Origin of the sequence: Streptomyces sp. NPDC048295, from assembly GCF_040652135.1 — a bacterium.
Lineage (GTDB): Bacteria > Actinomycetota > Actinomycetes > Streptomycetales > Streptomycetaceae > Streptomyces.
Genome location: NZ_JBEZLL010000007.1, coordinates 1 through 26,492, shown reverse-complemented (window position 1 = coordinate 26,492; position 26,492 = coordinate 1). Strand labels below are relative to the sequence as shown.

The 26,492-nt window shown below is 71.0% G+C and carries 24 protein-coding genes; 11 read left to right on the top strand and 13 right to left on the bottom strand.

Going from position 1 to position 26,492, the window contains the following annotated elements; all coding sequences use genetic code 11:
- Positions 1–15: 15 nt before the first annotated feature.
- A complete protein-coding gene (locus AB0D53_RS12380) occupies positions 16–795 on the bottom strand; it encodes an adenosylcobinamide-GDP ribazoletransferase (RefSeq protein ID WP_362444007.1) in 780 nt (259 codons plus the stop codon).
- An 88-nt stretch (positions 796–883) separates the two neighbouring features.
- Here AB0D53_RS12380 and AB0D53_RS12375 point away from each other — a divergent pair, with 88 nt between their 5' ends.
- A complete protein-coding gene (locus AB0D53_RS12375) occupies positions 884–1,645 on the top strand; it encodes a hypothetical protein (RefSeq protein ID WP_362444004.1) in 762 nt (253 codons plus the stop codon).
- On the opposite strand, the gene AB0D53_RS12370 is transcribed toward AB0D53_RS12375, so the two are convergent.
- The 5 genes from AB0D53_RS12370 to AB0D53_RS12350 all read right to left on the bottom strand — a co-directional run bounded on the left by AB0D53_RS12370 (position 1,552) and on the right by AB0D53_RS12350 (position 7,474).
- Positions 1,552–2,307, bottom strand: a complete 756-nt coding sequence (locus AB0D53_RS12370) for a hypothetical protein (RefSeq protein ID WP_362444001.1) — start codon at positions 2,305–2,307, stop codon at positions 1,552–1,554. The genes AB0D53_RS12375 and AB0D53_RS12370 overlap by 94 nt on opposite strands.
- Positions 2,304–4,109 (bottom strand): phosphatidylglycerol lysyltransferase domain-containing protein, encoded by a 1,806-nt coding sequence (locus tag AB0D53_RS12365; RefSeq protein ID WP_362443998.1) that lies wholly within the window; start codon positions 4,107–4,109, stop codon positions 2,304–2,306. Before AB0D53_RS12365 ends, AB0D53_RS12370 begins: the two co-directional genes overlap by 4 nt.
- Before the next feature lie 88 nt (positions 4,110–4,197).
- Complete coding sequence (gene cobT, locus AB0D53_RS12360; RefSeq protein WP_362443995.1) at positions 4,198–5,304, bottom strand: nicotinate-nucleotide--dimethylbenzimidazole phosphoribosyltransferase; 1,107 nt, start codon at positions 5,302–5,304, stop codon at positions 4,198–4,200.
- A 95-nt stretch (positions 5,305–5,399) separates the two neighbouring features.
- Positions 5,400–6,239: a class I SAM-dependent methyltransferase gene (locus tag AB0D53_RS12355; protein WP_362443992.1), complete on the bottom strand. Its 840-nt coding sequence runs from the start codon at positions 6,237–6,239 to the stop codon at positions 5,400–5,402.
- A 32-nt stretch (positions 6,240–6,271) separates the two neighbouring features.
- Positions 6,272–7,474, bottom strand: a complete 1,203-nt coding sequence (locus AB0D53_RS12350) for a bifunctional adenosylcobinamide kinase/adenosylcobinamide-phosphate guanylyltransferase (RefSeq protein WP_362443989.1) — start codon at positions 7,472–7,474, stop codon at positions 6,272–6,274.
- A gap of 117 nt (positions 7,475–7,591) precedes the next feature.
- On the opposite strand from AB0D53_RS12350, the gene AB0D53_RS12345 reads away from it, so the two are divergent.
- Positions 7,592–7,801: a hypothetical protein gene (locus AB0D53_RS12345; protein WP_072483289.1), complete on the top strand. Its 210-nt coding sequence runs from the start codon at positions 7,592–7,594 to the stop codon at positions 7,799–7,801.
- Positions 7,802–8,095: 294 nt separating this feature from the next.
- On the opposite strand, the gene AB0D53_RS12340 is transcribed toward AB0D53_RS12345, so the two are convergent.
- The 3 genes from AB0D53_RS12340 to AB0D53_RS12330 form a co-directional block, all read right to left on the bottom strand.
- Positions 8,096–9,172, bottom strand: coding sequence for a trypsin-like peptidase domain-containing protein (locus AB0D53_RS12340; protein ID WP_362443986.1), 1,077 nt, complete (start codon positions 9,170–9,172; stop codon positions 8,096–8,098).
- 96 nt (positions 9,173–9,268) lie between these two features.
- On the bottom strand, positions 9,269–10,027 hold the full coding sequence (locus tag AB0D53_RS12335; protein ID WP_362444804.1) for a methyltransferase domain-containing protein: 759 nt from the start codon (positions 10,025–10,027) through the stop codon (positions 9,269–9,271).
- 89 nt (positions 10,028–10,116) lie between these two features.
- A complete protein-coding gene (locus AB0D53_RS12330; protein WP_329813869.1) occupies positions 10,117–10,716 on the bottom strand; it encodes a DUF3043 domain-containing protein in 600 nt (199 codons plus the stop codon).
- A 296-nt stretch (positions 10,717–11,012) separates the two neighbouring features.
- On the opposite strand from AB0D53_RS12330, the gene AB0D53_RS12325 reads away from it, so the two are divergent.
- The 5 genes from AB0D53_RS12325 (at position 11,013) to AB0D53_RS12305 (ending at position 17,613) form a co-directional block, all read left to right on the top strand.
- The gene (locus AB0D53_RS12325) at positions 11,013–11,795 is read left to right on the top strand and encodes a PspA/IM30 family protein (RefSeq protein ID WP_329813870.1); all 783 of its coding nucleotides are present in this window, start codon (positions 11,013–11,015) and stop codon (positions 11,793–11,795) included.
- A 9-nt stretch (positions 11,796–11,804) separates the two neighbouring features.
- Positions 11,805–12,083, top strand: a complete 279-nt coding sequence (locus AB0D53_RS12320; RefSeq protein WP_329813871.1) for a hypothetical protein — start codon at positions 11,805–11,807, stop codon at positions 12,081–12,083.
- Positions 12,084–12,220: 137 nt separating this feature from the next.
- Positions 12,221–13,441 (top strand): histidine kinase, encoded by a 1,221-nt coding sequence (locus AB0D53_RS12315; protein ID WP_362443980.1) that lies wholly within the window; start codon positions 12,221–12,223, stop codon positions 13,439–13,441.
- Positions 13,442–13,596: 155 nt separating this feature from the next.
- Positions 13,597–14,292 carry a response regulator transcription factor gene (locus AB0D53_RS12310; protein WP_362443977.1) on the top strand — a complete coding sequence of 232 codons (696 nt, stop codon included), beginning with the start codon at positions 13,597–13,599 and terminating at the stop codon, positions 14,290–14,292.
- A gap of 165 nt (positions 14,293–14,457) precedes the next feature.
- Positions 14,458–17,613, top strand: coding sequence for an efflux RND transporter permease subunit (locus AB0D53_RS12305; protein ID WP_362443974.1), 3,156 nt, complete (start codon positions 14,458–14,460; stop codon positions 17,611–17,613).
- A gap of 75 nt (positions 17,614–17,688) precedes the next feature.
- Here AB0D53_RS12305 and nadA read toward each other — a convergent pair whose 3' ends face one another.
- On the bottom strand, positions 17,689–18,885 hold the full coding sequence (gene nadA / locus AB0D53_RS12300) for a quinolinate synthase NadA (protein ID WP_362443971.1): 1,197 nt from the start codon (positions 18,883–18,885) through the stop codon (positions 17,689–17,691).
- A gap of 246 nt (positions 18,886–19,131) precedes the next feature.
- Here nadA and AB0D53_RS12295 point away from each other — a divergent pair, with 246 nt between their 5' ends.
- Complete coding sequence (locus AB0D53_RS12295; RefSeq protein ID WP_030933606.1) at positions 19,132–19,488, top strand: iron-sulfur cluster assembly accessory protein; 357 nt, start codon at positions 19,132–19,134, stop codon at positions 19,486–19,488.
- 104 nt (positions 19,489–19,592) lie between these two features.
- Here AB0D53_RS12295 and AB0D53_RS12290 read toward each other — a convergent pair whose 3' ends face one another.
- Together AB0D53_RS12290 and AB0D53_RS12285 are read right to left on the bottom strand one after the other, a co-directional pair.
- Entirely contained in the window at positions 19,593–21,077 is a 1,485-nt protein-coding gene (locus AB0D53_RS12290; protein WP_362443968.1) for a hypothetical protein, read from the bottom strand.
- Between the two features lie 159 nt (positions 21,078–21,236).
- The gene (locus tag AB0D53_RS12285) at positions 21,237–21,434 is read right to left on the bottom strand and encodes a hypothetical protein (protein WP_362443965.1); all 198 of its coding nucleotides are present in this window, start codon (positions 21,432–21,434) and stop codon (positions 21,237–21,239) included.
- Between the two features lie 160 nt (positions 21,435–21,594).
- Between AB0D53_RS12285 and AB0D53_RS12280 the strand changes: the two genes are divergently transcribed.
- Positions 21,595–22,569 carry a carbohydrate kinase family protein gene (locus tag AB0D53_RS12280; RefSeq protein WP_362443962.1) on the top strand — a complete coding sequence of 325 codons (975 nt, stop codon included), beginning with the start codon at positions 21,595–21,597 and terminating at the stop codon, positions 22,567–22,569.
- On the opposite strand, the gene AB0D53_RS12275 is transcribed toward AB0D53_RS12280, so the two are convergent.
- On the bottom strand, positions 22,570–23,952 hold the full coding sequence (locus tag AB0D53_RS12275) for an aminotransferase class V-fold PLP-dependent enzyme (RefSeq protein WP_362443959.1): 1,383 nt from the start codon (positions 23,950–23,952) through the stop codon (positions 22,570–22,572). It lies immediately after the preceding gene.
- Positions 23,953–24,222: 270 nt separating this feature from the next.
- Here AB0D53_RS12275 and coxB point away from each other — a divergent pair, with 270 nt between their 5' ends.
- Both coxB and AB0D53_RS12265 read left to right on the top strand, forming a co-directional pair.
- Complete coding sequence (coxB, locus tag AB0D53_RS12270) at positions 24,223–25,185, top strand: cytochrome c oxidase subunit II (RefSeq protein WP_362443956.1); 963 nt, start codon at positions 24,223–24,225, stop codon at positions 25,183–25,185.
- Positions 25,182–26,492, top strand: a 1,311-nt coding sequence (locus AB0D53_RS12265; RefSeq protein WP_362443953.1) for a cbb3-type cytochrome c oxidase subunit I, incomplete at its 3' end; no start/stop codon positions are given. The genes coxB and AB0D53_RS12265, both read left to right, overlap by 4 nt.

Below are 26,492 nucleotides of genomic sequence, written 5' to 3'. Positions count from 1 at the left end.
CGGTACGGACAGGCCCTAACCGATCGTCAGGGCCACCAGGGCCGCCGTCGCCGCGGTCTCCGCCAATGCGCCGAAGACATCGCCGGTCACCCCGCCGAAGCGCCGCACGCAGTGCCGCAGCAGGAGCTGGGCGGCACCGAGCGCGACCAGTGCGGCCAGCGCGTGGCGCAGCGCCCCGTACCCGCCGAGGAGCGCCCCGGCCCCCGCGCACCCCGCGACCACCACCACCCCGGCCGCCATCGCGCCCCGCACCGTGACCGTGCCCGCCACCGCCGCGCCCAGCCCCTCCGGACGGGCCGGCGGCACGCCCCGGCGGGACGCCAGGGTGAGCGCGAGCCGGGCGGTGACCGCGGCGACGGCCGCCGCCACCGCGCCGTACGCCCAGCCCCGCCCGTACAGCTGATGGAGCGCAGCGACCTGGGCCAGCAGTACGAACAGCAGGGTGATCACACCGAACGGCCCAATGTCCGACTGCTTCATGATCCGCAGCGCGTCAACGGCGGGCCTGCCGCTGCCCAGGCCGTCGGCGGTGTCCGCGAGACCGTCCAGATGCAGGCCCCGGGTCAGCACCGCGGGAACGGCCGCCGAGGCGACCGCGGCGAGCAGCGGCCCCGAGCCGAGCAGCAGCAACAGGACGCCGGGCACCGCGGCGAGCAGCCCCACGACGAGGCCGGCGAGCGGGGCGCACAGCATCCCGGCGCGGGCGGCCGTACGGTCCCAGCGGGTCACGCGGACGGGGAGCACGGTCAGGGTGCCGAAGGCGAAACGGATGCCGTGGCTGTTCAGGGAGGTCACGGCGCGCAGGCTAATCGGTGCGCCCGGCCGATAGATTGCGCATAACGCGACAGAACATGACGGTAGCGGCTTATCGGGAGTGGGTGGCATGGGTCACTGGTTCGATCGGAACATCGTCGAGCCGGGAAAGCTGCCGCTGCTCCTCGCCCTGGCCGCCTTTGTGCTCACCTTCGCGATCACCCGGTTCGTCACCCGGATGATCCGGGCGGGGAAGGGCCCGTTCCGCAACTTCACGCCTGGCGGGATGCACATCCACCACGTGGTCCCCGGCGTGGTGCTGAGCGTCGTCGGCGGCTTCGGCGCGGTGGCCAGCGGCCGGCACGGCGTCACCGCGGGGGTCTGTGCCGTGGTCTTCGGTACGGGCGCGGGGCTGGTGCTGGACGAGTTCGCCCTGATCCTCCACCTCGACGACGTGTACTGGACCGAGGAGGGCCGCCGGAGCGTGGAGGTGGTGGTCCTCACCGCGGCGCTGGTGCTGCTGGTGCTGGGCGGGTTCTCACCGCTCGGCGTGAACGAGCTGAGCAGCGACGAGCAGCAGAGCAGGCTCGGCGTCGTCCTGACCCTGGTCGTCAACTTCTGCTTCGTGCTGATTTCCCTCTTCAAGGGCAAGGCGCGGCTCGCGGTCGTCGGCACGCTCGTCCCGTTCGTCGCGCTGATCGGGGCGATCCGGCTGGCCCGGCCGACCTCGATGTGGGCGAGGCACTTCTATCGCAACCGCCACCGGGCGCGCGCCCGGGCGGTGCTGCGCGCCTACCATCACGACGTGCGCTGGGTGGGCCCGCGGCGCAGATTCGAGGATCTGATCGGCGGCGCACCGGACCGGACGCCGCTCCCCGGACGCAAATCCTGATCCCGGGGCCGGTCCCGGCGGGGCGGACGGACGCACAGCAGGAGGACCGCGGCGATCGCCACCAGGTGCTCCTTGCCCGCCAGATTGTTCTTCAGCACCACCTCGACCACCATCGCCACGATCACCAGCGCCCCGGTGAAGCGGGCCCGGTAGGCGTAACAGAGATAGACGGCGAGGCCGACCACCGCCGCCGACGGGCCGGTGTCGACGACCTGGGCGTCGGAGGCCGGCAGCCCGAACAGCCCGTCCGGGCCGAGCGCGACACCGATCCGCGCGTACAGCGTCCCGGCCAGCGTCGCCACGTACGCGATCAGCAGCGTGCGCCACCGGCCCAGACAGATCTCGGCGGTCCCGAACACCACCAGGATCTGCACCAGCGCCCCCCAGACCGGCAGATCCAGCGCCGGCACGAACAGCGACAGCGGGGTGCGCAGCAGCGCCGCCCACAACGGATCCTCGGCCCGCACCGCCCCGAGGGCGTGCACCGTCCCGAAGCCCCACGGCCGGTTCTGCACCACCTGGAGCAGCGCCGTCAGACAGACCGCGGCGATCGTCATCGGGATCGCCCGGAGCCGCAGGGCGGCGAGCGTGCCGCGTACGGCCCTCAGCAGCGGGCCCCACTCCCGGCGGGCCGCCCCGCGCAGCACGTGTGCGGGTCTCATCCACCGGTCCCGAGGTGCGAGCGGTGCAGCCACTTGGGCAGACCGGGCGCCTCCAGGAACCCTTCGGCACGCCCCGCCGCGAGACCGATGCGCAGCAGGTCCGAACTCTTCTCGAACAGCATGAAACGCGGCTCCCAGATCGGTCGGTACTTCGCGTTGGCGCGGTACAGCGATTCGATCTGCCACCAGCGCGAGAAGAAGCTGAGCATCGAACGCCACAGCCTCAGCACCGGTCCGGCACCGAGCCGCGAACCGCGCTCGAAGACGGATCTGAACATCGCGAAGTTCAGCGAGACCTGAGTGATCCCGATCTCTTCGGCACGCTGGAGGAGCTCGATGACCATGAACTCCATCAGCCCGTTCTCGGCATCCCGGTCACGGCGCATCAGGTCCAGCGAGAGGCCGTTCGGCCCCCAGGGGACGAAGCTCAGCACGGCGCGCAACTCGCCCGGCGCGCCGCCCTCCTCGGCCGCGGCGTCGCGGCATTCGAGCATCACGCACTGCCCGTCGGCCGGATCGCCGAGCCGGCCGAGCGCCATGGAGAAGCCGCGTTCGGTCGCCCCGTCGCGCCAGTCGTCGGCGCGCCGTACCAGTTCGGCCATCTCCTCCTCGGGGATGTCCGCGTGGCGGCGGACGGTCACCTCGTACCCGGCGCGCCGGACCCGGTTGTACGCCTGGCGGACGGTCCGCATCGCCCGCCCCTCCAGGGTGAACTCCGCGGTCTCCACGATCGCTTCGTCGCCCAGCTCCAGGGCGTCCAGGCCGTGCCGTGCGTAGACCGTGCCGCCTTCCTCGCTGACCCCCATCACCGCCGGGATCCAGCCGTGCTCGCGGGCCTCGGCCAGCCACGGCTCGATCGCCCCGGGCCATGCCTCCGGGTCACCGATGGGGTCACCGGAGGCGAGCGACACCCCACCCACCACCCGGTAGGCGACGGCGGCCTTCCCGGTCGGGGACCAGGTGACGCTCTTCTCCCGGCGCAGCGAGAAGTAGCCGAGCGAGTCGCGGTCGCCGTGCCGGTCGAGCAGCGCCCGGAGCCGGGCCTCGTCCTCGGGGGTGATCGGGTCGACGGCCCGGCGGGCCCGGAACGCCGCGTACACGACGGCGATCAGCAGCAGCGTGGAGAGCACGTTGATGGTGACGTCGACCCAGCCCGGGGTCGTGATCCCGGCGAAGGCGGCGTCGTTGTCGGCGACCGAGACCAGCCTCAGCGCCCCGTAGCGCCAGCGGTCCAGGAAGGAGGAGCGGTAGCCGTCGGTCGCGGTGTTGGTGAGGGTGACCAGGCCGGCGGCGATCAGCGAGGTGATCAGCAGCCCGCCGACCGCGACGACGGCCGCCAGCTTCGGATTGGACCGGTCGCCCTTCGCGTAGAACTCGCGCCGTCCCAGGAGCAGCGCGACGACGAAGGCGGCGGTCAGCGTCAGCGAGATCCAGTTCTGCGGATAGCGCCGGACCTCGGGGAAGAGGATCACCAGGGCGAAGAGAAGCAGCAGCAGGCCGCTCACCACCATGTTCACGATCCAGGCGGCCCGCTTGCGGCGGCGCATGGTGATGGCGAGGAAGAGCGCGACGACGCCGGAGGAGAAGCCCGCGGTCAGCAGGTAGGGAGTGAAGTAGTTCGCGGTGTTGTGGCGGCGCAGGTCATTGCCGAGAGTGACCCAGACGGCACTCAGGAAATTGATGAACGACACGACGCGCAGGTACCAGATGGCGAATGCCGCGCCGCGCCGTGACCGGACCGTGCTCGGTGCCCTGGCGGTGCCCCGCCCGGAATCCTCGGTGGACATTCGGACCTCTCCCATGAAAAGCGATCATATGGTGCATCGCACTGCATGAGGGACTGCGCTGTGGCCGGTGTTCAACGGCCGCAGCGCCGCCGGTCCGTGAGCCTCAGGTGGCGTCGTCGTACGTGGCGCCTGCCTCGGCTCCCTCGTCGGCGCTGTCCTTCTCCTCGGCGACGGGGTCGCGTTCGGGCAGCTCGGCCGCGAGTGCGGCAGCGGCCCGGACAAGCGGGAGTGCGAGCAATGCCCCGCTTCCTTCTCCCACGATGACGCCGTGGTCCAGCAACGGGTTGAGTGCCATCCGGTCCAGCGCCTTGGCCTGCGCCGGCTCACCGCTGGCCTGACCCGCCAGCCACCAGTCCGGCGCCCGGAAGGCCGCCCGCTGGCCCACCAGCGCACAGGCCGCCGAGACCACACCGTCCAGGATCACCGGCATCCTGCGCACCGCGCACTGGAGCAGGAAACCGGTCGTCGCCGCCAGATCCGCACCGCCCACCGTGGCCAGCAGCTCCAGCTGGTCACCCATGACCGGCCGGGCCCGCCGCAGCGCGTCCCGGATCGCCGCGCACTTGCGCATCCACGCCAGATCGTCGATCCCCGCACCACCGCGCCCGGTGACCACCGAGGCGTCCGTGCCGCACAGCGCCGCGACCAGCGTGGCGGCGGCCGTCGTCCCGCCCACGCTCAGATCGCCGAGCACCACCAGATCGGTGCCCGAGTCGGCCTCCTCGTCGGCGATCGCCATGCCGAGCCGCACCGCCTGCTCGGCCTCCTCGGCCGTCAGCGCGTCCTCGATGTCGATCCGGCCGCTGCCGCGCCGCACCCGGTGACGCACCACCGACTCGGGCAGCAGCTCCGGGTCGCAGTCCAGGCCGGCGTCGACGATCCGGACCGGTACGCCGAACTGCCGGGCCAGCACCGCGAGCGGCGTCGCGCCGTCCAGCGTGGCCCGCACCAGCTCGTGCGCGGTGCCGGCCGCGCGCCCGGAGACACCCAGCCCGGCCACTCCGTGATCACCGGCGAAGAGCACCACGCGCGGCTGCTCGATCGCCCTGACCGGTACGGACTGCTGCGCGGCCGAGAGCCATTCGCCCAGCTCGTCCAGGCGGCCCAGGGAGCCGACGGGAATGGTCATGCGCTCCCGGCGTTCCTCGGCGTCGCGCCGTACGCCGCCGTCGGGGCGTTCGATCAGATCGGAGAAGTCGTCCAGATTCACGGGGGTCTGCCTCGCGGGTCGATGCGTCGAGTGGGCCGGTGAGCCCGGCGGCGGGCTCACTGCGGAACAGTACCCGCCACCTTTCTGACGCCCGGTCAGTGCGAGGTCCTTCCCCCGAACCGCAGCTGCGTCATCGCGGGCGTCAGGGTCCGCAGCCCCGGGAGCAGCGACTGGATCCGGATCAGTTCGCCCATCGCGCCCCGCCCCCGCGGCAGCCGCAGCGCACGCACCTCGGTGATCGCCGGATGCGCACCGCGCAGCTTGGGCCGCTCGCCGGGGTTCATGGCCCAGCGCATCGGCGGAACGGTCATCGTGCCGACCTTGGAACGGCCGGTCACGGTGGTCCTGGCCAGCCAGCGAGCCATCGTGTCCAGGACCAGGACGCCGCCGGGCAGCCGTTCGGCGCAGGCGGCCAGGATCTCCCGGACCTCCGCGGGGCGCAGATACATCAGCAGCCCCTGTGTCGTGACGACGACGCCGCGGCCCTGCGGGTCCTCGATCTCGTCCAGCCAGGAGAGATCGGTCGCCGACCGCGACAGCGTGCGCAGCCGGTCCGAGGCGGGCAGCAGCTTCCGGCGCAGCTCGGCGACCTCCGGCAGATCCACGCTCAGCCAGCTCAGCCGGCCGTTGTCGACCCGCCAGAAGCCGGTCTCCAGGCCGTCGCCGAGCGCGACCACGGTGGCCCGCGGCCGGTCGGCGAGGTACTCCTGCACGGCCAGGTCGAAGCAGCGCGAGCGCAGCCCCTGGGCCTGCGAGTGGAACGGGTCCGGCCGCCCGAACCGCTCCTCGAAGGGGTAGTCCAGATCCTCCAGCAGCCGCAGCGCCACCGGGTCGTCCAGCACCGGATAGCGCCGGCCCGCCTCGTACGCACGGTTGTAGAGCGTCCACAGCAGGGTCTCCGGGACCCCGCTCAGCATCGGTCGCACGCCCGCCATGTCCGCTCCTCCTGTTCTCCGTGTGACGCCGGTCAGCCGCGCAGGGGCAGTGCCTGCCCGGCCACCACCAGCAGCACCTGTTCGCACTCGTCGGCGAACGCGGCGTTCAGCCGGCCCAGCTCGTCCCGGAACCGCCGCCCGGCGGCCGTCGCGGGCACCACGCCCGAACCGGCCTCGTTGGTGACGGCCACGACCGTACGGCGCGTGCCGCGGACCGCCGCGACCAGCTCGGCGGCCCGCTCCCGCAGGGCATCCTCGCCGCCGCCCGCCCACGCGGCGTCGTCCCAGGCGCCCACCCGGTCCATCGCGTCGGTCAGCCACAGCGACAGGCAGTCGATCAGCAGCGGAGGCCCGTCCGACTCCAGCAGCTCCACCAGTTCACAGGTCTCCTCGGTGCGCCAGGCGGCCGGTCTGCGTTCCCGGTGCAGGCCGATCCGGGCCGCCCACTCGGTGTCCCCCTCCCTGCCGCCGCCGGTCGCCACGTACACCACCTCGGGGAACGTCTCCAGGCGCCGTTCGGCCTCCACCGACTTGCCCGACCTGGCCCCGCCCGTCACCAGCGTGCGCCGCGGCACCTCCAGGGCCGCGTGGTACTCGCCCACCACCAGCGTCGTCCCGTCCGGTACGGCCCGCGCACCGGCCGCCGCGAGCCGGCGGTCCAGCTCGGCGCCGGGCGGCGCGTCATGGTCCAGGTGGACGGCCACGACCTCGGTGTCCGGGCCGATCGCCGCCACGGCCCGCAGCCGCGCCACCGCGTCCGGCCGCCCCACCACATCGCCGACCACCATGTCGTACGGCTCCGCGACCCGGTCCGTGAGCCCGGCCGGCGCGGCCCCCGGCGGCAGGTACAGCAGCCGGGGGCCCGCCGGACCCGTGACCTCGTATCCCGTCCCCGGCGCGTCCATCGGCACGGCCCGCACCCGGTGCCCGCTGATCAGCGTCAGCTCCCGGCCGTCCGGTACCCGCCCCGCCGGGGGAAGCCCCGCGGGCAGTTCCACGGCGGGCCCGTCGTGCGGATGGGTGAGCAGCACCTGCCGTACCCCCGCGAGCGAGTGCCCCGCACGGGCCGCGGCGAACACGGCGCCCGGGGTGAGGTCGAGCAGCAGTGCGCCGTCGACCAGCAGCGCGGTCGACGCCCGCGAGCGCGCCCCGCGGGCGACGGCGCAGGCGGCGCAGGGACATTCGGGGCGCGGCAGCCCGTCGGGGGCTCCGGTGCCGAGCAGAGTCAGTTCCACGCTTCCGATCCTCCCGCGTCCGCGCAACCGGTGCGCGACGTGGGGCCGTCCGGACCGGGTCCCCGCACCGGACTCAGGCACTAGGCTGCGGGCAGCACAGCGACCCAGGAGGCGGACATGGCGTGGACGTGGCGGTTCGAGAAGTCCGACGGCACGGAGACGGAGCCGGCCCTGCAGCCGGAGGAATTCACCACCCAGGGCGACGCGGAGTCCTGGATCGGTGAGTACTGGAAGGAACTCCTCGACGGCGGGGCGGACCAGGTGACGCTCTTCGACGACTCGACGAAGATCTACGGCCCCATGAGCCTCCAGGCCGACCAGGGCTGATCCGCCCCGGGCGGCGGGGCGCCGCCGTACGGGCGTGAGCAGGGGCCCGTACGGCGGCGCTCGTCCCGAGGCCTCTCGTCCGGACCGTACCGGGCTCGCGTCTCTCCCCGGTCCGGAATGACCCGCCCTGACCCGGCCCGGACTCCACAAGGCGGACGCGGGCACGGTCGCCTTCGGCGGGGAGCCCGTGCCCGCCTTCGGTCCGGGCGTCAGGCTGGATCCGCCCTGACCCGCACGGATCCAGCCTGGTTCGGCCTGATCCGGCCTGATCCGGCCTGATCCGGACGGAAGACCCTAGATCTCGCCCAGGGTGACCTTCGCCGTGTTCTCCGTCCCGTTGCGCAGATAGGTCACCGTGACCTTCTGGCCGGGCTTGTCCGAGGCCAGCGCCTCCGACAGGGAGGTGATCGTGGTGACCGGCTGGTCGTCGATCCCGATGATGACGTCGCCGGGCCGCAGCCCCGCCTTGTCCGCGGCGCCGTTCTTCGTGACGTCGACCAGCGCCACCCCGGCCGGCTGGTAGGTGTCGTCGACGACCGTGCGGCCGGTGATGTTCAGGGCCGCCCTGCCGGAGTCGATGACCCTGCCGCTCTTGATGATCTGATCGGCGACCGTCTTCACCATCGACACGGGGATCGCGAACCCGATCCCCGGCGCGGCGCTGCCGCCCAGCTCCGGGTCGGTCGCCGCCAGCGTCGGGATGCCGATCACCTCGCTGTTCAGGTTGACCAGCGCGCCCCCGCTGTTGCCCGGGTTGATCGCGGCCGAGGTCTGCACCATGTTCGCGATCGTCGCACCGGTGCCGCCGCCCGCGCGGCTCTCGCTGACGGTCCGGCCGAGCGCCGAGACGATGCCCTGGGTGACGCTGGAGGACAGACCGAGCGGCGAGCCCATCGCCAGCACGATCTGCCCCACCTCGACCTTCTCCGAGTCGCCGAACTTCGCCGGCTTCAGCCCGGGCGGCACGCTGTCGAGCTTGATGACGGCCAGATCCTGCTCCGGATAGGTGGCCACCAGCGTGGCCTTCTGCACCTTCTCGCCAGTGGCGACGGTGACCTTGAACGTCCTGTCGGTGCCGACCACATGGGCATTGGTGACGATGTGGCCCTTGGTGTCGTAGACGATGCCGGAGCCCAGGCCCACGGAGGTCTGGATCTGCACCACCGACGGCAGCACGTTCTTGATCACGGTCTGGTAGTCGCTCTGTAGATCGCCTGCGGTGCGGGTGGCGGAGGCCGGATCGCTGGGTTCGGCCCTCGGTGCATCGGAAGCGGCGTCCGAGCAGCCGCTCACCAGGGCGATCGCACAGAGACCTGCGGTCAGAGGCAGCAGCAGCCGACGCGCACGGCCGCGGAAGTGGGATGCATCCATGTCCGGATTATTACTTTTGGCACCGTTGGTGGCCTGCCGGGTTCGGCCGGGCGGGTGTGCCGTCGGACAGCCCCAACGGCTCGCTCCCGTGTCCGCTCAGCCCCGTACCCCGCACAGGTGCAGCAGCGCGGCCACCCGGCGGTACGGATCCGTCCGCCCGGCCCGGTCCTCCGCGGACAGCACCTGCTCCAGCTCGGCGGCGGCCGGCAGCTCCACGTCGTTGCTCACGTTGTCCGTGAAGACGCGCACCCCGTACCACGCGTGCAGCGGCGCGGCGATCCCGGCGAGCGTGGCCGTCAGGGCCTCCAGCCGGTCGGCCCGCACCGTCAGGCCCAGCCGGTTGGTGTACGTGTCCGTGTCGAAGGCGGCCAGCGCCGCGCTCCATTCCCCGGCGGTCCCGGGGCGCATCGCCAGCGCGTCCGCGTTCCGTACGAGCAGCGACAGCAGCCCGCCCGGGGCCAGCATCCGGGCCAGGCCCGCCAGCATCGCGTCGGGCTCCCGTACGTACATCAGCACACCGTGGCAGAGCACCACGTCGAAACTGCCGGGCAGGAAGTGCACCCCGGTGTCCAGGCCGTTGCCCTCGATCAGCCGGACCCGCTCGCGGATCCCCGCGGGTTCACTGCCGAGGGCCTCCTTGGCCACCCGCAGCATCTCGGCGTCGGACTCCAGGCCCGTCACCGTGTGACCGGCCCGCGCCAGGCGCAGCGCCTGGGTGCCCTGGCCCATGCCCACGTCGAGCACGCGCAGCCGCTGGCCGACCGGGAAGCGCGCCGCTATCTGCTCGTCGAGCTGCCGGGCCACGAGCTCCTGGCGGACGGTGTTGCGCAGGCCGCCGAGGCCCTTCAGCCACATCGAGGAGGCGCCGGAGAACCCGGTCACGGGCACGGCACCGTCCGGCCGGCCGGCGGACGGACCGCCGGCCAGGCCGGAGAGGTGCGTACTCAGGGCCGCTCTCCCCGCTTGACCTGCGGCTTCGGGAGCCGGAGGCGACGCATCTGAAGCGTGCGCATCAGGCCGTAGGCGACCGCGCCACGCTTGGGCGTATCGGGGAAACGCTGGTTGAGCTGCTTCTTGAGGCGGAACGAGAGACCGATCGAGTCGACGACGATCAGCACGATCACGATGAGCCAGAGCAGCAGCGAGATGTTCTGGATGTTCTGCACCTGGATCACGCTGAGGATCAGAATGATCACGGCCAGCGGCAGGAAGAACTCCGCGATGCAGAAACGCGAGTCCACGTAGTCGCGGACGAAGCGCCGCACCGGGCCCTTGTCGCGCGCAGGCAGATAGCGCTCGTCGCCACTGGCGAGCGCCTCGCGCTGCTTGGCCAGGTCCACACGGCGCGCTTCGCGCTGCCGCTTCATGGCCTCCTTGCGGTCGAGCGGCGCGCCACCGGAGGCACGACGGCGCTGCGACTGGGCATCGCTGCGCTTGGGGGTGGGGCGACCTTTGGGGGCCTGCGGGTCGCGGGGCTGCTTGGAGAGGTCCGCCGTCACCTTGCCGGTGGGCGCCTTCTCTTCCTTCGAACGGCTACGGAACACAAGGCCCAAGGGTACGGGTTCGATCGCCGCGACCCCAGGCCGGTCGGGAACGATCCGGCAACGGCCTGCGTCCTCGCCGGTGTACCGCAGTGTCCGGCACACCCGGCGGCACCGGGTTTTCCCGCCCTCCCCTACTCCCTGGGCCGGAGTGGTGACCTGGTGCAGTCGTCCTTGGGTAGGAGCACATCCGTGCTCGAACAGTGCGGTAATAGAGGCAGGGCCCGTACTGTGGGTTCTGTTGGAGTGCTGGAGCTCAGTCCGTCAGAAGGGGGCGCGCGAAGCCCATGAGCGGTGTCATGAAGCGTATGGGGATGATCTTCCGCGCGAAGGCAAACAAGGCCCTTGACCGGGCCGAGGATCCGCGCGAGACCCTCGATTACTCGTACCAGAAGCAGCTCGAACTGCTTCAGAAGGTACGCCGCGGCGTCGCCGATGTGGCGACCTCGCGCAAGCGGCTCGAACTGCAGCTGAACCAGCTGCAGGGACAGTCGTCCAAGCTGGAGGACCAGGGCCGCAAGGCGCTCGCGCTCGGCCGCGAGGACCTGGCCCGCGAGGCGCTCTCCCGGCGCGCCGCACTCCAGCAGCAGGTCACCGACCTGGAGACGCAGCACACCACGCTGCAGGGCGAGGAGGAGAAGCTCACCCTCGCGGCGCAGCGGCTGCAGGCCAAGGTCGATGCCTTCCGTACGAAGAAGGAGACCATCAAGGCCACCTACACCGCTGCCCAGGCACAGACCCGGATCGGCGAGGCCTTCTCCGGGATCTCCGAGGAGATGGGTGACGTCGGCCTGGCGATCCAGCGGGCCGAGGACAAGACCCAGCAGCTGCAGGCGCGGGCCGGCGCGATCGACGAGCTGCTCGCCTCCGGCGCCCTGGACGACCCGACCGGCACGGCGAAGGACGACATCGCCGCCGAGCTGGACCGGATCTCCGGCGGCTCGGACGTCGAGCTGGAGCTCCAGCGCATGAAGGCCGAGCTGGCCGGCGGCTCCACCCCGCAGCAGGCGATCGAGGGCGGCCCGCAGGACGCCGCCCAGCAGCAGTCGTCGCAGTCCCCGCACAGGTTCGACAAGAGTTGAGGCGGCGTCATGATCGTACGGATCATGGGGGAGGGCCAGGTCGCACTGGCCGACAGTCATCTCGCCGAGCTCGACGGGCTCGACGACGAACTGCTCGCCGAGATGGAGAGCGGTGACGGACCCGGCTTCCGCGCGACTCTCCACGCGCTCCTGGCCAGGGTGCGCGAGCTCGGCACCGCGTTGCCGGACGACTCCCTGGAGCCGTCCGAGCTGATCCTTCCGTCGCCCGACGCGACCCTCGAAGAGGTGCGCGCCATGCTCCGTGACGAGGGTCTGATTCCCGGCTGACGCCGGTCGTTTCTCCAGCACCCGCACGAACCCGTGCCCCGTGTCCGGTCCGCCGGACCCGGGGCACGGTGCGTGTCCGGCCCCTTCGAACGGGACCCGGTCCGATTTCCGCGCGACACGCCGTAACGTAGCTTGACGTGACCACCCTCGGAACCGGGGTTCTGCGCGTCCGGCACTGGCTGCGCGACCACCCCCTCGCGCTGGACGCCGCGCTGGCCCTGGCCGTCCTGGTCGCCATGATCATCGGGTCGTTCGTCCACCCGGGCGCGGGGGAGGGCCGCTCCTTCGAGACCCGTGCGCCCGCGGTGAGCAGCCTGCTGCTGATGGTGGCCGGTGCGCTGGCGCTCATCTGGCGGCGGCGCCGTCCCATGGCGGTGCTCGCGGTCACCGCCGGGCTGACGGTCGTCGAGCTGGTGGGGTCCGATCCGCCCACGCCCGTGGTCATGAGCACCGTCATCGCGCTGTACACCGTCGCCGCCCGCACCGACCGGCCCACCACCTGGCGGGTCGGCCTGCTGACGGTGGCCGTACTGACGGCCGCGGCGATGCTCTGCGGTCCGGCGCCCTGGTACAGCCAGGAGAACTTCGGCGTCTTCGCCTGGACCGGCATGGCCGGTGCAGCGGGGGACGCCGTCCGCTCCCGGCGTGCCTTCGTCGACGCGATCAGGGAACGGGCCGAACGGGCCGAACGCACCCGCGACGAGGAGGCCCGGCGGCGGGTCGCCGAGGAGCGGCTGCGGATCGCCCGCGAACTCCATGACGTCGTCGCCCACCACATCGCGCTGGTCAACGTGCAGGCCGGGGTGGCCGCCCACGTCATGGACAGGCGCCCCGACCAGGCCAAGGAGGCGTTGGCCCACGTCCGGGAGGCCAGCCGTTCCGCGCTCGACGAACTGCGGGCCACCGTCGGGCTGCTGCGCCAGTCCGGCGACCCGGCGGCGCCGACCGAACCCGCCCCGGGCCTCGCCGTTCTGGACGAACTGGTGGACGCCGTCCGCAGGGCCGGGCTCCCCGTCGAACTGGCCTGCACCGACCGGCGGTTCCCGCTGCCCGCGGCCGTCGACCTGGCCGCGTACCGGGTCATCCAGGAGGCGCTGACCAACGTCCGCAAACACGCGGGCCCCGGGGCGAAGGCCGAGGTGAGTGTCGTACGGGTCGGGAGAACGGCCGAGATCACCGTGATCGACAACGGCGCCGGCGGGGGCGGCGACGGCGCCGGCGGCGGCCACGGCCTGCTCGGTATGCGCGAACGCGTCACCGCGCTGGGCGGCACCCTGACCGCCGGGCCCCGCTACGGCGGTGGATTCCGGGTCCATGCGATCCTGCCCGTCGAGGCCCGCGCGGCGGAGTCCGGGTGACCGGGCGCGGAGGGCCGGACGGCGGAGAACGCATGACGGCGGGGAAGCGGACATGACGGCGGGGGAGCAGGCGTGACGACGGGGAAGCGGACATGGTGGCCGGGGAGCAGGCATGACGGCGGGGGAGAACGCATGAGGCGGAGGAGGGAGCGCGCATGACACCGCCCATCAAGGTGCTGCTCGTCGATGACCAGGCGCTGCTGCGCAGCGCGTTCCGGGTCCTGGTCGACTCGGAGGCCGACATGGAGGTGGTCGGCGAGGCGGCGGACGGCGCGCAGGCGGTGGAACTCGCACGCTCGACCCGCGCCGACGTCGTGCTGATGGACATCCGGATGCCGGGCACGGACGGACTCACCGCGACCCGCATGATCAGCGCCGATCCGGAGCTGGCCGACGTACGGGTCGTCATGCTCACCACCTTCGAGGTGGACGAGTACGTGGTGCAGTCGCTGCGGGCCGGGGCGTCCGGCTTCCTCGGCAAGGGGGCCGAACCGGAGGAACTGCTCAACGCCATCCGCGTCGCCGCGGGCGGCGAGGCGCTGCTCTCACCTGCCGCGACCAAGGGCCTGATCGCCACTTTCCTTGCGCAGGGCGGCAGTTCGGAGGGCGACGGGCCGAGTGCCGCGGAGTACTCCGAGCGGCTCGCCGCGCTCACCGGCCGCGAGCGCGAGGTGCTCGTACTGGTGGCCGGCGGGCATTCCAACGACGAGATCGCCGAGCGGCTCGTCGTCAGCCCGCTCACCGTCAAGACCCATGTGAACAGGGCGATGGCGAAACTGGGTGCCAGGGACCGGGCCCAATTGGTGGTAATTGCCTACGAATCCGGCCTGGTGCGCCCCAGGGTGGAGTGACGGGTGGAGAAACGGCGTACTCCACCTGCGGTATGCGCGGCATAAGAAAGCGACCTGGGGCCGACGCCCGGACCCTTGCCGACAGGCGATCGTATAGACGGGCCGGGTCTGTCCCTCAGCCGCCCGTCCCACCTGCCGCGTAAGCCACAGAAGAGAGACCCACCCATGTCCTGGCTGTCCAGATTCAGCCTCGCGCAACGGGCCCTGATCGGACTGATCTCGATCGTCGCGCTCGTGTTCGGAGCGATCGCGATCCCGCAGCTCAAGCAGCAGCTGCTGCCCACCATCGAACTCCCGATGGTGTCGGTCATCGCCCCCTATCAGGGTGCGTCCCCCGATGTGGTCGAGAAGCAGGTCGTCGAACCGCTCGAGAATTCCATCAAGGCCGTCGACGGCGTCACCGGCATCACCTCGACCGCCAGCGAGGGCAGCGCCGTCATCATGGCGTCCTTCGACTTCGGCAGCGAGGGCACCAAGCAGCTCGTCGCCGACATCCAGCAGGCGGTGAACCGCGCCCGCGCCCAGCTTCCCGACGACGTCGACCCGCAGGTCATCGCCGGCTCGACCGACGACATCCCGGCCGTCGTCCTCGCCGTCACCTCCGACAAGGACCAGCAGGCGCTCGCCGACCAGCTGGACCGCACGGTCGTCCCCGCCCTGGAGGACATCAGCGGCGTCGGCCAGGTCACCGTCGACGGTGTGCAGGACCTCCAGGTCTCCATCACCCCCGACGACAAGAAGCTCGCCGCCGCGGGACTGAACGCCATGACGCTCTCCCAGGCGCTCCAGGCGGGCGGCGCGACCGTCCCCGCCGGTTCCTTCTCCGAGTCGGGCAAGAGCCGCACCGTCCAGGTCGGCGGCGCCTTCACCTCCCTGAAGCAGATCGAGGACCTGCGGGTCGCCGGCCAGGACCCGGCCACGGGCAAGTCCGGCGAGCCGGTCCGAGTCGGTGACGTCGCCAAGGTGAAGCAGGAGCCGTCCACCGCGGTCTCCATCACCCGTACCAACGGCAAGCCGAGCCTCGCCGTGATGGCCACGATGGACAAGGACGGCAGTGCCGTCGCCATCTCGGACGCGGTCAAGGACAAGCTCCCGGACCTCCGCAAGGACCTCGGCGCCGGCGCCGAGCTGACCGTCGTCTCCGACCAGGGTCCCGCCGTCTCCAAGGCGATCTCCGGTCTGACCACCGAGGGCGCGCTCGGTCTGCTCTTCGCCGTCATCGTGATCCTGGTCTTCCTCGCGTCGCTGCGCTCGACCCTGGTCACCGCGGTCTCCATCCCGCTCTCCGTGGTCCTCGCACTGATCGTGCTCTGGACCCGTGACCTCTCGCTCAACATGCTGACGCTGGGCGCGCTGACCATCGCGATCGGCCGCGTCGTCGACGACTCGATCGTGGTCCTGGAGAACATCAAGCGTCACCTCGGCTACGGCGAGGAGCGCCAGTCGGCGATCATCACCGCGGTGAAGGAAGTGGCCGGCGCGGTCACCTCCTCGACCCTCACCACGGTCGCCGTCTTCCTGCCGATCGGTCTCGTCGGCGGCATGGTCGGCGAGCTCTTCGGTTCCTTCTCGCTGACCGTCACCGCGGCCCTGCTGGCGTCCCTGCTGGTCTCGCTGACCGTCGTCCCCGTCCTGTCGTACTGGTTCCTGCGCGCCCCGAAGGGCGCCACGGAGAACCCGGACCAGGCGCGCCGCGAGGCCGAGGAGAAGGAGGCCCGCAGCCGGCTCCAGAAGCTGTACGTCCCGGTCCTGCGCTTCGCCACCCGGCGCCGTGTCACCAGTGTCGTCATCGCCGTCGTCGTGCTCCTCGGCACCTTCGGCATGGCCCCGCTGCTGAAGACCACCTTCTTCGACCAGGGCGAGCAGGAAGTCCTCTCCCTCAAGCAGGAGCTCACCCCGGGCACCAGCCTGGCGGCCGCCGACGAAGCGGCCAAGAAGGTCGAGAAGGTCCTCGCCGACGACAAGGGCGTCAAGGACTACCAGGTCACCGTCGGCTCCTCCGGCTTCATGGCGGCCTTCGGCGGCGGTACGGGCGCCAACCAGGCCTCCTACCAGATCACGCTGAAGGACTCGTCCGACTACGACGCAGCCCAGGAGCGCATCGAGACGGCCCTGGGCAAGCTCGACGGCATCGGCGACACCGCCCTCTCCGGGGGCGACGGCTTCGGCAGCCAGAAGCTCAGCGTCGTGGTCAAGGCCGCCGACGCGGACGTGCTCAAGAAGGCGTCCGAAAAGGTGCGCACCGAGGTGGCCGAGCTCAAGAACGTCTCCGACGTCCAGAGCGACCTCGCGCAGAGCGTTCCGCGGATCTCGGTCAGGGCCACCCCCAAGGCCGCGGAGGCCGGGTTCGACCAGACCGCGCTCGGCGCGGCCGTCGCCGGAGCGGTGCGCGGCACCCCGTCCGGCAAGGCGATCATGGACGACACCGAGCGGGACGTCGTCATCAAGTCCGCCCACCCGGCCACCACCATGGCAGAGCTGAAGAACCTGCCCCTCGGCCCGGTGAAGCTCGGACAGATCGCCGATGTCGAACTGGTCCCCGGACCGGTCTCCATGACCCGGATCGACGGCCAGCGCGCCGCGACGATCACCGCCAAGCCTCTCGGCGACGACACCGGCGCGGTCGGCACCGACCTCCAGAACGCGATCAAGAAGCTGGACCTCCCGGACGGCGCCACCGCCACCATCGGCGGCGTCACCGAGGACCAGTCCGACGCGTTCGTGAAGCTGGCCCTGGCCATGCTGGCGGCGATCTCGATCGTCTTCATGCTGCTGGTCGCCACCTTCCGGTCGCTCGTCCAGCCGCTGATCCTGCTGGTCTCCATCCCGTTCGCGGCGACGGGCGCCATCGGCCTGCTCGTCATCACCGGCACCCCCATGGGTATCGCGGCGATGATCGGCATGCTGATGCTGATCGGCATCGTGGTGACCAACGCGATCGTGCTGATCGACCTGATCAACCAGTACCGCAGGCAGGGCATGGGCGTCGTCGAGGCGGTCATCGAGGGCGGCCGCCACCGTCTGCGCCCGATCCTGATGACCGCGCTCGCGACGATCTTCGCCCTGCTCCCGATGGCACTGGGCGTCACCGGCGAGGGCGGCTTCATCTCGCAGCCGCTCGCGGTGGTCGTGATCGGCGGCCTGGTCACCTCGACGCTGCTCACGCTGCTCCTGGTGCCCACGCTCTACGCGATGGTGGAGCTCCGCAAGGAGCGCCGCGCGAAGAAGAAGGCGCTCAAGCGGGCGGAGAAGGCGGGCGGGTCCGCCCCGGCCCTCGCGGAGGAGAGCGCCTCCGAGGAGCCGGAGCCCGCGAAGGCGTAACGCACAGCGGCCCAGCACAGGAGGCCCCGGCACCGTTCTTCCACGGTGCCGGGGCCTCCTGCTCTGCACGCCGCCCTACGGCAGCGCCAGCATCCGCTCCAGCGCGAGCTTGGCGTACTTCTCCGTCTCCGGGTCGACCTCGATCCGGTTGACCAGGTTGCCCTCGGCCAGCGACTCCAGCGCCCACACCAGGTGCGGCAGGTCGATGCGGTTCATCGTCGAGCAGAAGCAGACCGTCTTGTCGAGGAAGACGATCTCCTTGTCCTCGGCCGCGAACCGGTTCGCCAGCCGGCGCACCAGGTTCAGCTCGGTGCCGATCGCCCACTTCGAGCCGGCCGGGGCCGCCTCCAGGGCCTTGATGATGTACTCCGTCGAGCCGACGTGGTCCGCCGCTGCCACGACCTCGTGCTTGCACTCGGGGTGGACCAGGACGTTGACGCCCGGTATCCGCTCACGGACGTCGTTGACGGACTCGACCGAGAAGCGGCCGTGCACCGAGCAGTGCCCGCGCCACAGGATCATCTTCGCGTTCCGCAGCTCCTCGGCGGTCAGGCCGCCGTTCGGCTTGTGCGGGTTGTAGAGGACGCAGTCCTCCAGCGACATCCCCATGTCCCGGACCGCGGTGTTCCGGCCCAGGTGCTGGTCGGGCAGGAAGAGGACCTTGTCGCCCTGCTCGAAGGCCCACTCCAGCGCCCGCTTCGCGTTGGACGAGGTGCAGATCGTGCCGCCGTGCCTGCCGGTGAAGGCCTTGATGTCGGCGGAGGAGTTCATGTACGAGACCGGCACGACCTGCCCGGCGACCCCGGCCTCGGTCAGCACGTCCCAGCACTCGGCGACCTGCTCGGCGGTGGCCATGTCGGCCATGGAGCAGCCCGCGGCCAGGTCCGGCAGCACGACCTTCTGGTCGTCGGTGGTCAGGATGTCCGCGGACTCGGCCATGAAGTGCACACCGCAGAAGACGATGTACTCGGCCTCCGGCCGCGCGGCGGCGTCCCGGGCGAGCTTGAACGAGTCGCCGGTGACATCGGCGAACTGGATGACCTCGTCACGCTGGTAGTGGTGGCCGAGGACGAACACCTTGTCCCCGAGCTTCTCCTTGGCCGCACGGGCACGCTCCACCAGGTCCGGGTCGGACGGGGATGGCAGGTCGCCGGGGCACTCGACGCCACGCTCGCTCCGCGGGTCGGCCTCACGGCCGAGCAGGAGCAGGGCGAGGGGCGTCGGCTGGACGTCGAGATCCTGGACGGGGTGGGCCGTGGTCACGTCACGCACCCTTTCTTCTCTGCTGAAAGCCTCTGCGAAAAGCTTCCGCGAAGCCTTTTCGTCTAATTGACGCTATCTATGATATCCGGTTCACGTCACTTTGACGATGGCCATAGTGTCGATGTGACGCATCCCCCCGGCCGACCGGTATGCGAGCATGAATGGAACAGGCAAGCGCTCGGCCCGGAATGAATCCGCGGTCCCGACGGTTGCAACGTCGGCAAGCAGTCTCCGTACAACCCGGGAGAGAAGCAGATGTCCGTATCGGACGAGACCACCACCGTGAGCGACGGCATCCTCCTGTCCGACGCCGCCGCAGCCAAGGTCAAGGGCCTGCTGGAGCAGGAAGGCCGTGACGACCTGGCGCTGCGCGTCGCCGTCCAGCCCGGCGGCTGCTCGGGCCTGCGCTACCAGCTCTTCTTCGACGAGCGTTCGCTCGACGGTGACGTCGTGAAGGACTTCGACGGCGTCAAGGTCGTCACCGACCGGATGAGCGCTCCGTACCTGGGCGGCGCCTCCATCGACTTCGTCGACACCATCGAGAAGCAGGGCTTCACGATCGACAACCCCAACGCCACGGGCTCCTGCGCCTGCGGCGACTCCTTCAGCTGAGCCCTGAAGGCGGCGCGTACGCCTGAGCGCGGCGCGGAACGGCAGGACGGCGGCGGCCCCGGAATCCGGGGCCGCCGCCGTCGTCGTGTCCGAGGGGCCGGCGCTCAGCTGCGCGGCACGTCACCGCCCGACGCCGCGTCTGCCACCGTCCGGTCGCCGAGCGGCGCGTCGAGCGTCACCGTCCGGGTCAGCTCCTTGGCGATCATGATGCAGACCTTCTTCCCGGGCTGCTTCGACTCCGTCACCTTCACGGTCACCCGGTCCGGGCCCTCGGTCGCGCTCGCGGTGTACGTGCTGCACGCCCCGCCCCAGAACGTCACCGACAGGGTCCGCCCGTCGGCGCGGTACGACAGCGGCTGCGGCCCGGACTTCTCCGCGTCGCCCGGGGGAGTCGTGGGGGCCGGCGTGGGGAGGGCCGTCGAGGGCGCGTCCTTCGCCAGGTACGAGGGGGCCACGGCGACCTGGGAGACCGTGGTGCCCCGGCCACCGGCGGCCGGGCGCACGGAGAAGAGCCAGGACGGTACGAGCGTCTGCTTGCCCGCCACGTACTGCGCCGCCAGACCGAACGCCGCCTTGTCGACCGTCACCGTCGTCGTCGGCCGCTCCGCCCCGGTCAGCGTCCCGCAGTGGACCTTCGGCGTTTTCCGGCCTTCGTCCAGCGGTACGGGGGTGGCGCATCCGCCGATGTCCGCGCGTGCCCGGGTGCCGTGCGCCGAGGCGTTCAGCTGCTTCAGCGCCTCGGCGGCGCTGATCACCGGATAGCTGTCGCCCTTCTCCAGCCCCTTCAACTGCCCGCTGCCGCCGACCACTTCACCGTCCGGACCCACCTGGATCCCGGTCGACCAGCCGTACGTGGGAAGGCCGTCCACCTTCGGATTCGCGTTCACCACCCTTACCGAATCCATGAGTTGACGGGAATCCAGCGCGGCGCCGTCCTGCCCCGCCGCCTTCAGCACCGGTGCCGCGGCGGCCCTGGCGGCGCTCTCGCTCACCGGGGATCCGCTGTCTCCCCGGGCCGGGTTCCCGCCCGAACAGACCGCCTTCTTCGGGCAGTTGTCCGTTCCGCCGGAGCCGTACCGGGCGAAGCTCCAGGTGCCCGGGGCCTGCTTGTCCACCCGCAGGAACGGGCCCGAACCGTCGCCGTCGGACCCCACCTTCCAGTACGTCCCCTCCGCCTGTGGCGTGCCCGCAAGCCCCAGCGCCTTCGCCAGCCGGGCCACCTCGGCCGCGGAGACGGTCCCCGCGGCGCGCTGCACGGCGGCCGTGCGGGGCCCCTCGGGCAGCTTGCCGGCGGCGCGGTAGACCACCCGGCCGCCGTTCGGGTCGGGCTCGCCCGGTGCGATGCCCCGGGAGGGCGCCTCGGGCGCCGCAGGGGCGCCCTCCCGCCCGTCCAGGGCCAGCGGGGGCGGGGTGCGCCCCGCGCCGCTGTCCGCGCTGTCGCCGGACCTGCCGTCACCGTCCGCCGCGGTCGCCGCCCAGTACGCGCCGCCGCCACCGGCCAGCAGTACGGCTGCCGCCACCGAGGCCACGGCGAGCGGCGAACGCCGCCGGGGGCCGGTCACGTCGTTGTCGGATCGCTCGGTGCTCACCGGATCGCTCCTTCGCCTGCATTGCCGTCACACGCCGTTGCCCGGCCTGTCCGTCCCCGGGAACGGGGACAACGGTGGGACGGGGCAGCGGCGCGCGCGGTTCCCGCACGGCTTCCGTGCGGGGCGTCAGGCGAGAGGGGAGCCGGTCTTCGCCGCCCCTCAGTCGCCGTACTCGGACATGGCGTCGACCAGCCGGGCGGAGGAGGCGGGCACGGTGACCCCGTGGATCCGGGACGGCGCGACGGGAGCGGGGGCGGACTTCGCGGGGGCCACCCAGTGCGGAGCCATCCGCGCGCAGTCCCCGCGCAGCTCGGCCAGGCTGATCTCGGACTCGCGCGTGGCGATGTTGTTCGACATATCGGCACCGTAGGCATCGCAGGCATCAGGAAGAAAGACCTACTATCGGGTAGTTTTCCCCCCTTCAGGACGGGTGCGGGGAACCGGTAGCGTGAACTGTCACGCCGCCCCGGGAACACAGCCACCCGTTTCCCCCGATCTACGCAGGAGCAGTCTCCCCGTGCGAATCGCAGTCACCGGCTCCATCGCCACCGATCACCTCATGACCTTCCCCGGCCGTTTCGCCGACCAGCTGGTCGCGGATCAGCTGCACACGGTCTCGCTCTCCTTCCTGGTCGACAACCTCGACGTGCGCCGGGGCGGTGTCGCCGCCAACATCTGCTTCGGCATGGGCCTGCTGGGCACGGAGCCGATCCTGGTCGGCGCCGCCGGCTCCGACTTCGACGACTACCGCGCCTGGCTCGACCGCCACGGCGTCGACACCGGCTCGGTCCGGATCTCCGAGGTCCTGCACACCGCCCGTTTCGTCTGCACGACGGATGCCGACCACAACCAGATCGGCTCCTTCTACACCGGCGCGATGAGCGAGGCCCGGCTCATCGAGCTGAAGGCCGTCGCCGACCGGGTCGGCGGCCTCGACCTGGTCTCGATCGGCGCCGACGACCCCGAGGGGATGCTCCGCCACACCGAGGAGTGCCGCTCCCGGGGCATTCCGTTCGCCGCGGACTTCTCGCAGCAGATCGCCCGGATGGACGGCGACGAGATCAGGATCCTCCTGGACGGCGCCACGTACCTCTTCTCCAACGAGTACGAGAAGGGGCTCATCGAGTCCAAGACCGGCTGGACCGACGAGGAGATCCTGGCCAGGGTCGGCCACCGGGTGACCACCCTCGGCGCCCGCGGCGTGCGCATCGAGCGCGCCGGTCAGGATCCGATCGAGGTCGGCTGCCCGGAGGAGGAGGTCAAGGCCGACCCGACCGGCGTCGGCGACGCCTTCCGGGCCGGTTTCCTCTCCGGCCTCGCCTGGGGCGTCGGCCTGGAGCGCGCCGCCCAGGTCGGCTGCATGCTGGCCACCCTGGTCATCGAGACGGTCGGCACCCAGGAGTACACCCTGCGCCGCACCCACTTCATGGACCGCTTCACCAAGGCGTACGGCCACGACGCCGCCGCCGAGGTCCGCACGCACCTCGCGTAGTCAGGACAGCCGGCGGACCACATAGGCCGAGCCGCGGTCCGCCGGCTCCTCGCCCACGTACTCCTGCTCGCGCATCGCGCACCAGGCCGGGATGTCCAGCCGCGCCGCCTCGTCGTCGGAGAGCACGGTCACCGTCCCGCCCACCGGCACCTCCCCGATCACCTTCGCGAGCTCGATCACCGGGACCGGACAGCGCTTCCCCAGCGCGTCCACCACCAGGGACGCGCCCCGGGCGGCCTCCAGGGGCGCGGAGACGGGCGCGCCCAGCCGCTGCCGCACCTCGGCCACGACCCGGGGCAGCACCTCCAGGAACCGGTCGACGTCCTCCTCGGCGGTGCCGTTCGGCAGCGACACCCGTACGTTCCCCTCCGAAAGCACCCCCATGGCCCTGAGCACGTGGCTCGGCGTCAGCGTGCTGCTGGTGCAGGAGGAGCCGGACGACACGGAGAACCCCGCCCGGTCCAGCTCGTGCAGCAGTGTCTCCCCGTCGACATAGAGACAGGAGAAGGTCACCAGATGCGGCAGCCGCCGCACCGGATCGCCGACCACCTCCACATCGGGCACCAGCTCCGCCACCGTCGCCCTGATGCGGTTCACCAGGGCCCGCAGCCGCACGGACTCCGCCGCGGCCTCGGCCCGTACCGCCCGCAGCGACGCCGCCGCCGCGACGATCGCCGGAATGTTCTCGAACCCCGCCGCCCGCCCCGACTCCCGCTCGTCGGCCGGTCCTTGAGCGGCGAACCGCACCCCCTTGCGCACCGCCAGCAGCCCGACGCCCGAGGGCCCGCCCCACTTGTGGGCGCTGCCCGTCAGCAGCGACCAGCCGTCCGGCACCGCCTCCCGGCCCAGCGACTGGGCGGCGTCCACCAGCAGCGGCACCCCCGCCGCCCGGCAGAGCTCCGCGACGGCGGCCACCGGTTGCACGGTGCCGACCTCGTGATTGGCGGACTGCAGACAGGCCAGCGCGGTGTCCTCGCGCAGCGCGTCCGCGTACGCCGGCGCGCTCACCGCCCCCGTCCGGTCCACCGCCACCTCGGAGACCGATCCGCCCTGCGCCTCATGGGCGGCCGCCGAATGGAGAACCGACGAGTGTTCGACCGCGGAGACGACCAGATGGCGGCCGACACGCCGACGTCCCGCGAGGGCTCCGGCAATCCCCGAGTGCACCGCCCGGGTCCCCGAAGGAGTGAATGTCAGCTCGTCCGGGCGACAGCCGACGGCCTCGGCGGCCGCCTCCCGGGCGGCGTCCAGCAGCAGCCGGGCCCGCCGCCCCTCGCGGTAGAGCCTGGCCGGGTCGGCCCAGCCCTCGTCCAGCGCGGCAAGCAGCGCCTGACGTGCGACGGGGTGCAGGGGGGCAGCGGATGCGGTGTCGAAGTAGGGCACGCGGCCACGCTAGCCCGAGCCGGGCCCCGGCCCGGGAACAGGCCGCCCGCACAGCCAGGAGAGGGGGCGTCAGATGGTGCTCCGAGGCCCGTGTTCCACCCCTTCGGGGAGTCGGACGGCGCGTTGGGCACCCTCCCCGCGCGACCCCAAATAGCGTCCAGTAGGGTTTGGTCCGCATAAACATCCAAACCCCTGCCCGCGTCAGGGCGGCGACCGACCAGAAAGACGGCCGCGCCGACCGCGCGGGCGAGACTCTCGGGAAGGCGCTACGTGAGTCCCAACGGCTCCGACCGCTCGTCGCGGCGCCCGATGCGGCGGAAGCTGCCGCAGGTGCTGACTGCGGGCCTGATCCTGGCGACCGCCACCGGTTGCACATACAAGGACTTCCCCCGCCTTGGAATGCCCACGCCGGTAACAGAAGAGGCACCACGGATTCTTTCCCTCTGGCAGGGCTCGTGGGCGGCAGCGCTCGCCACGGGCGTGCTGGTCTGGGGCCTGATCCTGTGGAGCGTCATCTTCCACAGGCGCAGTCGTACCAAGGTCGAGGTTCCTCCGCAGACCAGGTACAACATGCCCATCGAGGCGCTGTACACCGTGGTCCCTCTGATCATCGTCTCGGTGTTGTTCTACTTCACCGCGCGCGATGAAACGAAGCTCCTCACCCTCTCCCCGAAGCCCGCCCACACCATCAACGTGGTCGGCTACCAGTGGAGCTGGGGCTTCAACTACATCGAGAACGTGGACGGCTCGACCGCCACGGGCAACAAGATCCCCAAGGAGCTCGACGCCATCCCCGACCGGTTCCGCAAGGACTTCCCCAAGGGTGCGGAAGGCGTCTACGACTTCGGCATCCCGGGAACGCGGAACCCGCAGAACGGCAACCCGGGTCCGACCCTGTGGCTGCCGAAGGGCGAGAAGGTCCGTTTCGTTCTGACTTCGCGTGACGTCATCCACTCCTTCTGGGTGGTGCCGTTCCTCATGAAGCAGGACGTCCTTCCGGGCCACACCAACGCCTTCGAGGTGACTCCGAACCAGGAGGGCACCTTCATGGGCAAGTGCGCCGAGCTCTGCGGCGTCGACCACTCCCGGATGCTCTTCAACGTCAAGGTCGTCTCCCCGGAGCGCTACCAGGCGCACCTCAAGGAGCTGGCGAAGAAGGGCCAGACGGGCTACGTGCCGGCCGGCATCGAGCAGACTGACCCGGCCAGGAATGCGGAGACGAACAAACTGTGAGCATCCTCAACGAACCTCAGGGTGCCGCGGCAGCAGACGACTCGTACGAGGACGAGCTGCCGGTCCGGCGCAAGCAGCCGGGAAACGTCGTCATCAAGTGGCTGACCACCACTGACCACAAGACGATCGGCACGATGTACCTGGTCACATCGTTCGCGTTCTTCTGCATCGGCGGTCTGATGGCGCTCTTCATGCGCGCCGAACTGGCCCGTCCCGGCACGCAGATCATGTCGAACGAGCAGTTCAACCAGGCGTTCACGATGCACGGCACGATCATGCTGCTGATGTTCGCGACGCCGCTGTTCGCCGGGTTCGCCAACTGGATCATGCCGCTGCAGATCGGCGCGCCCGACGTGGCGTTCCCGCGGCTGAACATGTTCGCGTACTGGCTGTACCTCTTCGGTTCGATCATCGCGGTGGCCGGCTTCCTCACCCCCCAGGGTGCGGCGGACTTCGGCTGGTTCGCCTACTCCCCGCTCTCGGACGCGGTCCGGTCGCCGGGTGTCGGCGCCGACATGTGGATCATGGGTCTGGCCTTCTCCGGCTTCGGCACGATCCTCGGTTCGGTCAACTTCATCACCACGATCATCTGCATGCGCGCTCCCGGCATGACGATGTTCCGCATGCCGATCTTCGTCTGGAACGTCCTGCTGACCGGTGTGCTGGTCCTGCTGGCCTTCCCGGTCCTCGCCGCCGCGCTCTTCGCACTGGAGGCGGACCGTAAATTCGGTGCGCATGTCTTCGACGCGGCCAATGGCGGGGCATTGCTCTGGCAACACCTCTTCTGGTTCTTCGGCCATCCAGAGGTGTACATCATCGCCCTGCCATTCTTCGGAATCATTTCCGAGGTGATTCCGGTGTTCAGCCGGAAGCCGATGTTCGGCTACATCGGCCTGATCAGCGCGACGATCGCCATCGCGGGTCTCTCCGTGACCGTGTGGGCGCACCACATGTACGTCACGGGCGGTGTGCTCCTGCCGTTCTTCTCGTTCATGACCTTCCTCATCGCGGTACCGACCGGTGTGAAGTTCTTCAACTGGATCGGCACGATGTGGAAGGGATCGTTGTCCTTCGAGACACCGATGCTCTGGGCCGTCGGCTTCCTGATCACCTTCACCTTCGGTGGTCTGACCGGCGTGATCCTGGCATCGCCCCCGATGGACTTCCACGTCTCGGACTCGTACTTCGTCGTCGCGCACTTCCACTACGTCATCTTCGGCACCGTGGTCTTCGCGATGTTCTCCGGATTCCACTTCTGGTGGCCGAAGTTCACCGGCAAGATGCTGGACGAGCGGCTCGGGAAGATC

What these genes read in the sequence shown, in the direction of transcription:
- AB0D53_RS12375 (WP_362444004.1), top strand. Translation starts at nt 884, where the DNA reads ATGGGTCACTGGTTCGATCGGAACATCGTCGAGCCGGGAAAGCTGCCG.
- AB0D53_RS12370 (WP_362444001.1), bottom strand. Translation starts at nt 2,307, where the DNA reads ATGAGACCCGCACACGTGCTGCGCGGGGCGGCCCGCCGGGAGTGGGGC.
- AB0D53_RS12365 (WP_362443998.1), bottom strand. Translation starts at nt 4,109, where the DNA reads ATGGGAGAGGTCCGAATGTCCACCGAGGATTCCGGGCGGGGCACCGCC.
- AB0D53_RS12355 (WP_362443992.1), bottom strand. Translation starts at nt 6,239, where the DNA reads ATGGCGGGCGTGCGACCGATGCTGAGCGGGGTCCCGGAGACCCTGCTG.
- AB0D53_RS12345 (WP_072483289.1), top strand. Translation starts at nt 7,592, where the DNA reads ATGGCGTGGACGTGGCGGTTCGAGAAGTCCGACGGCACGGAGACGGAG.
- AB0D53_RS12340 (WP_362443986.1), bottom strand. Translation starts at nt 9,172, where the DNA reads ATGGATGCATCCCACTTCCGCGGCCGTGCGCGTCGGCTGCTGCTGCCT.
- AB0D53_RS12335 (WP_362444804.1), bottom strand. Translation starts at nt 10,027, where the DNA reads ATGTGGCTGAAGGGCCTCGGCGGCCTGCGCAACACCGTCCGCCAGGAG.
- AB0D53_RS12325 (WP_329813870.1), top strand. Translation starts at nt 11,013, where the DNA reads ATGAAGCGTATGGGGATGATCTTCCGCGCGAAGGCAAACAAGGCCCTT.
- AB0D53_RS12320 (WP_329813871.1), top strand. Translation starts at nt 11,805, where the DNA reads ATGATCGTACGGATCATGGGGGAGGGCCAGGTCGCACTGGCCGACAGT.
- AB0D53_RS12310 (WP_362443977.1), top strand. Translation starts at nt 13,597, where the DNA reads ATGACACCGCCCATCAAGGTGCTGCTCGTCGATGACCAGGCGCTGCTG.
- AB0D53_RS12305 (WP_362443974.1), top strand. Translation starts at nt 14,458, where the DNA reads ATGTCCTGGCTGTCCAGATTCAGCCTCGCGCAACGGGCCCTGATCGGA.
- AB0D53_RS12295 (WP_030933606.1), top strand. Translation starts at nt 19,132, where the DNA reads ATGTCCGTATCGGACGAGACCACCACCGTGAGCGACGGCATCCTCCTG.
- AB0D53_RS12285 (WP_362443965.1), bottom strand. Translation starts at nt 21,434, where the DNA reads ATGTCGAACAACATCGCCACGCGCGAGTCCGAGATCAGCCTGGCCGAG.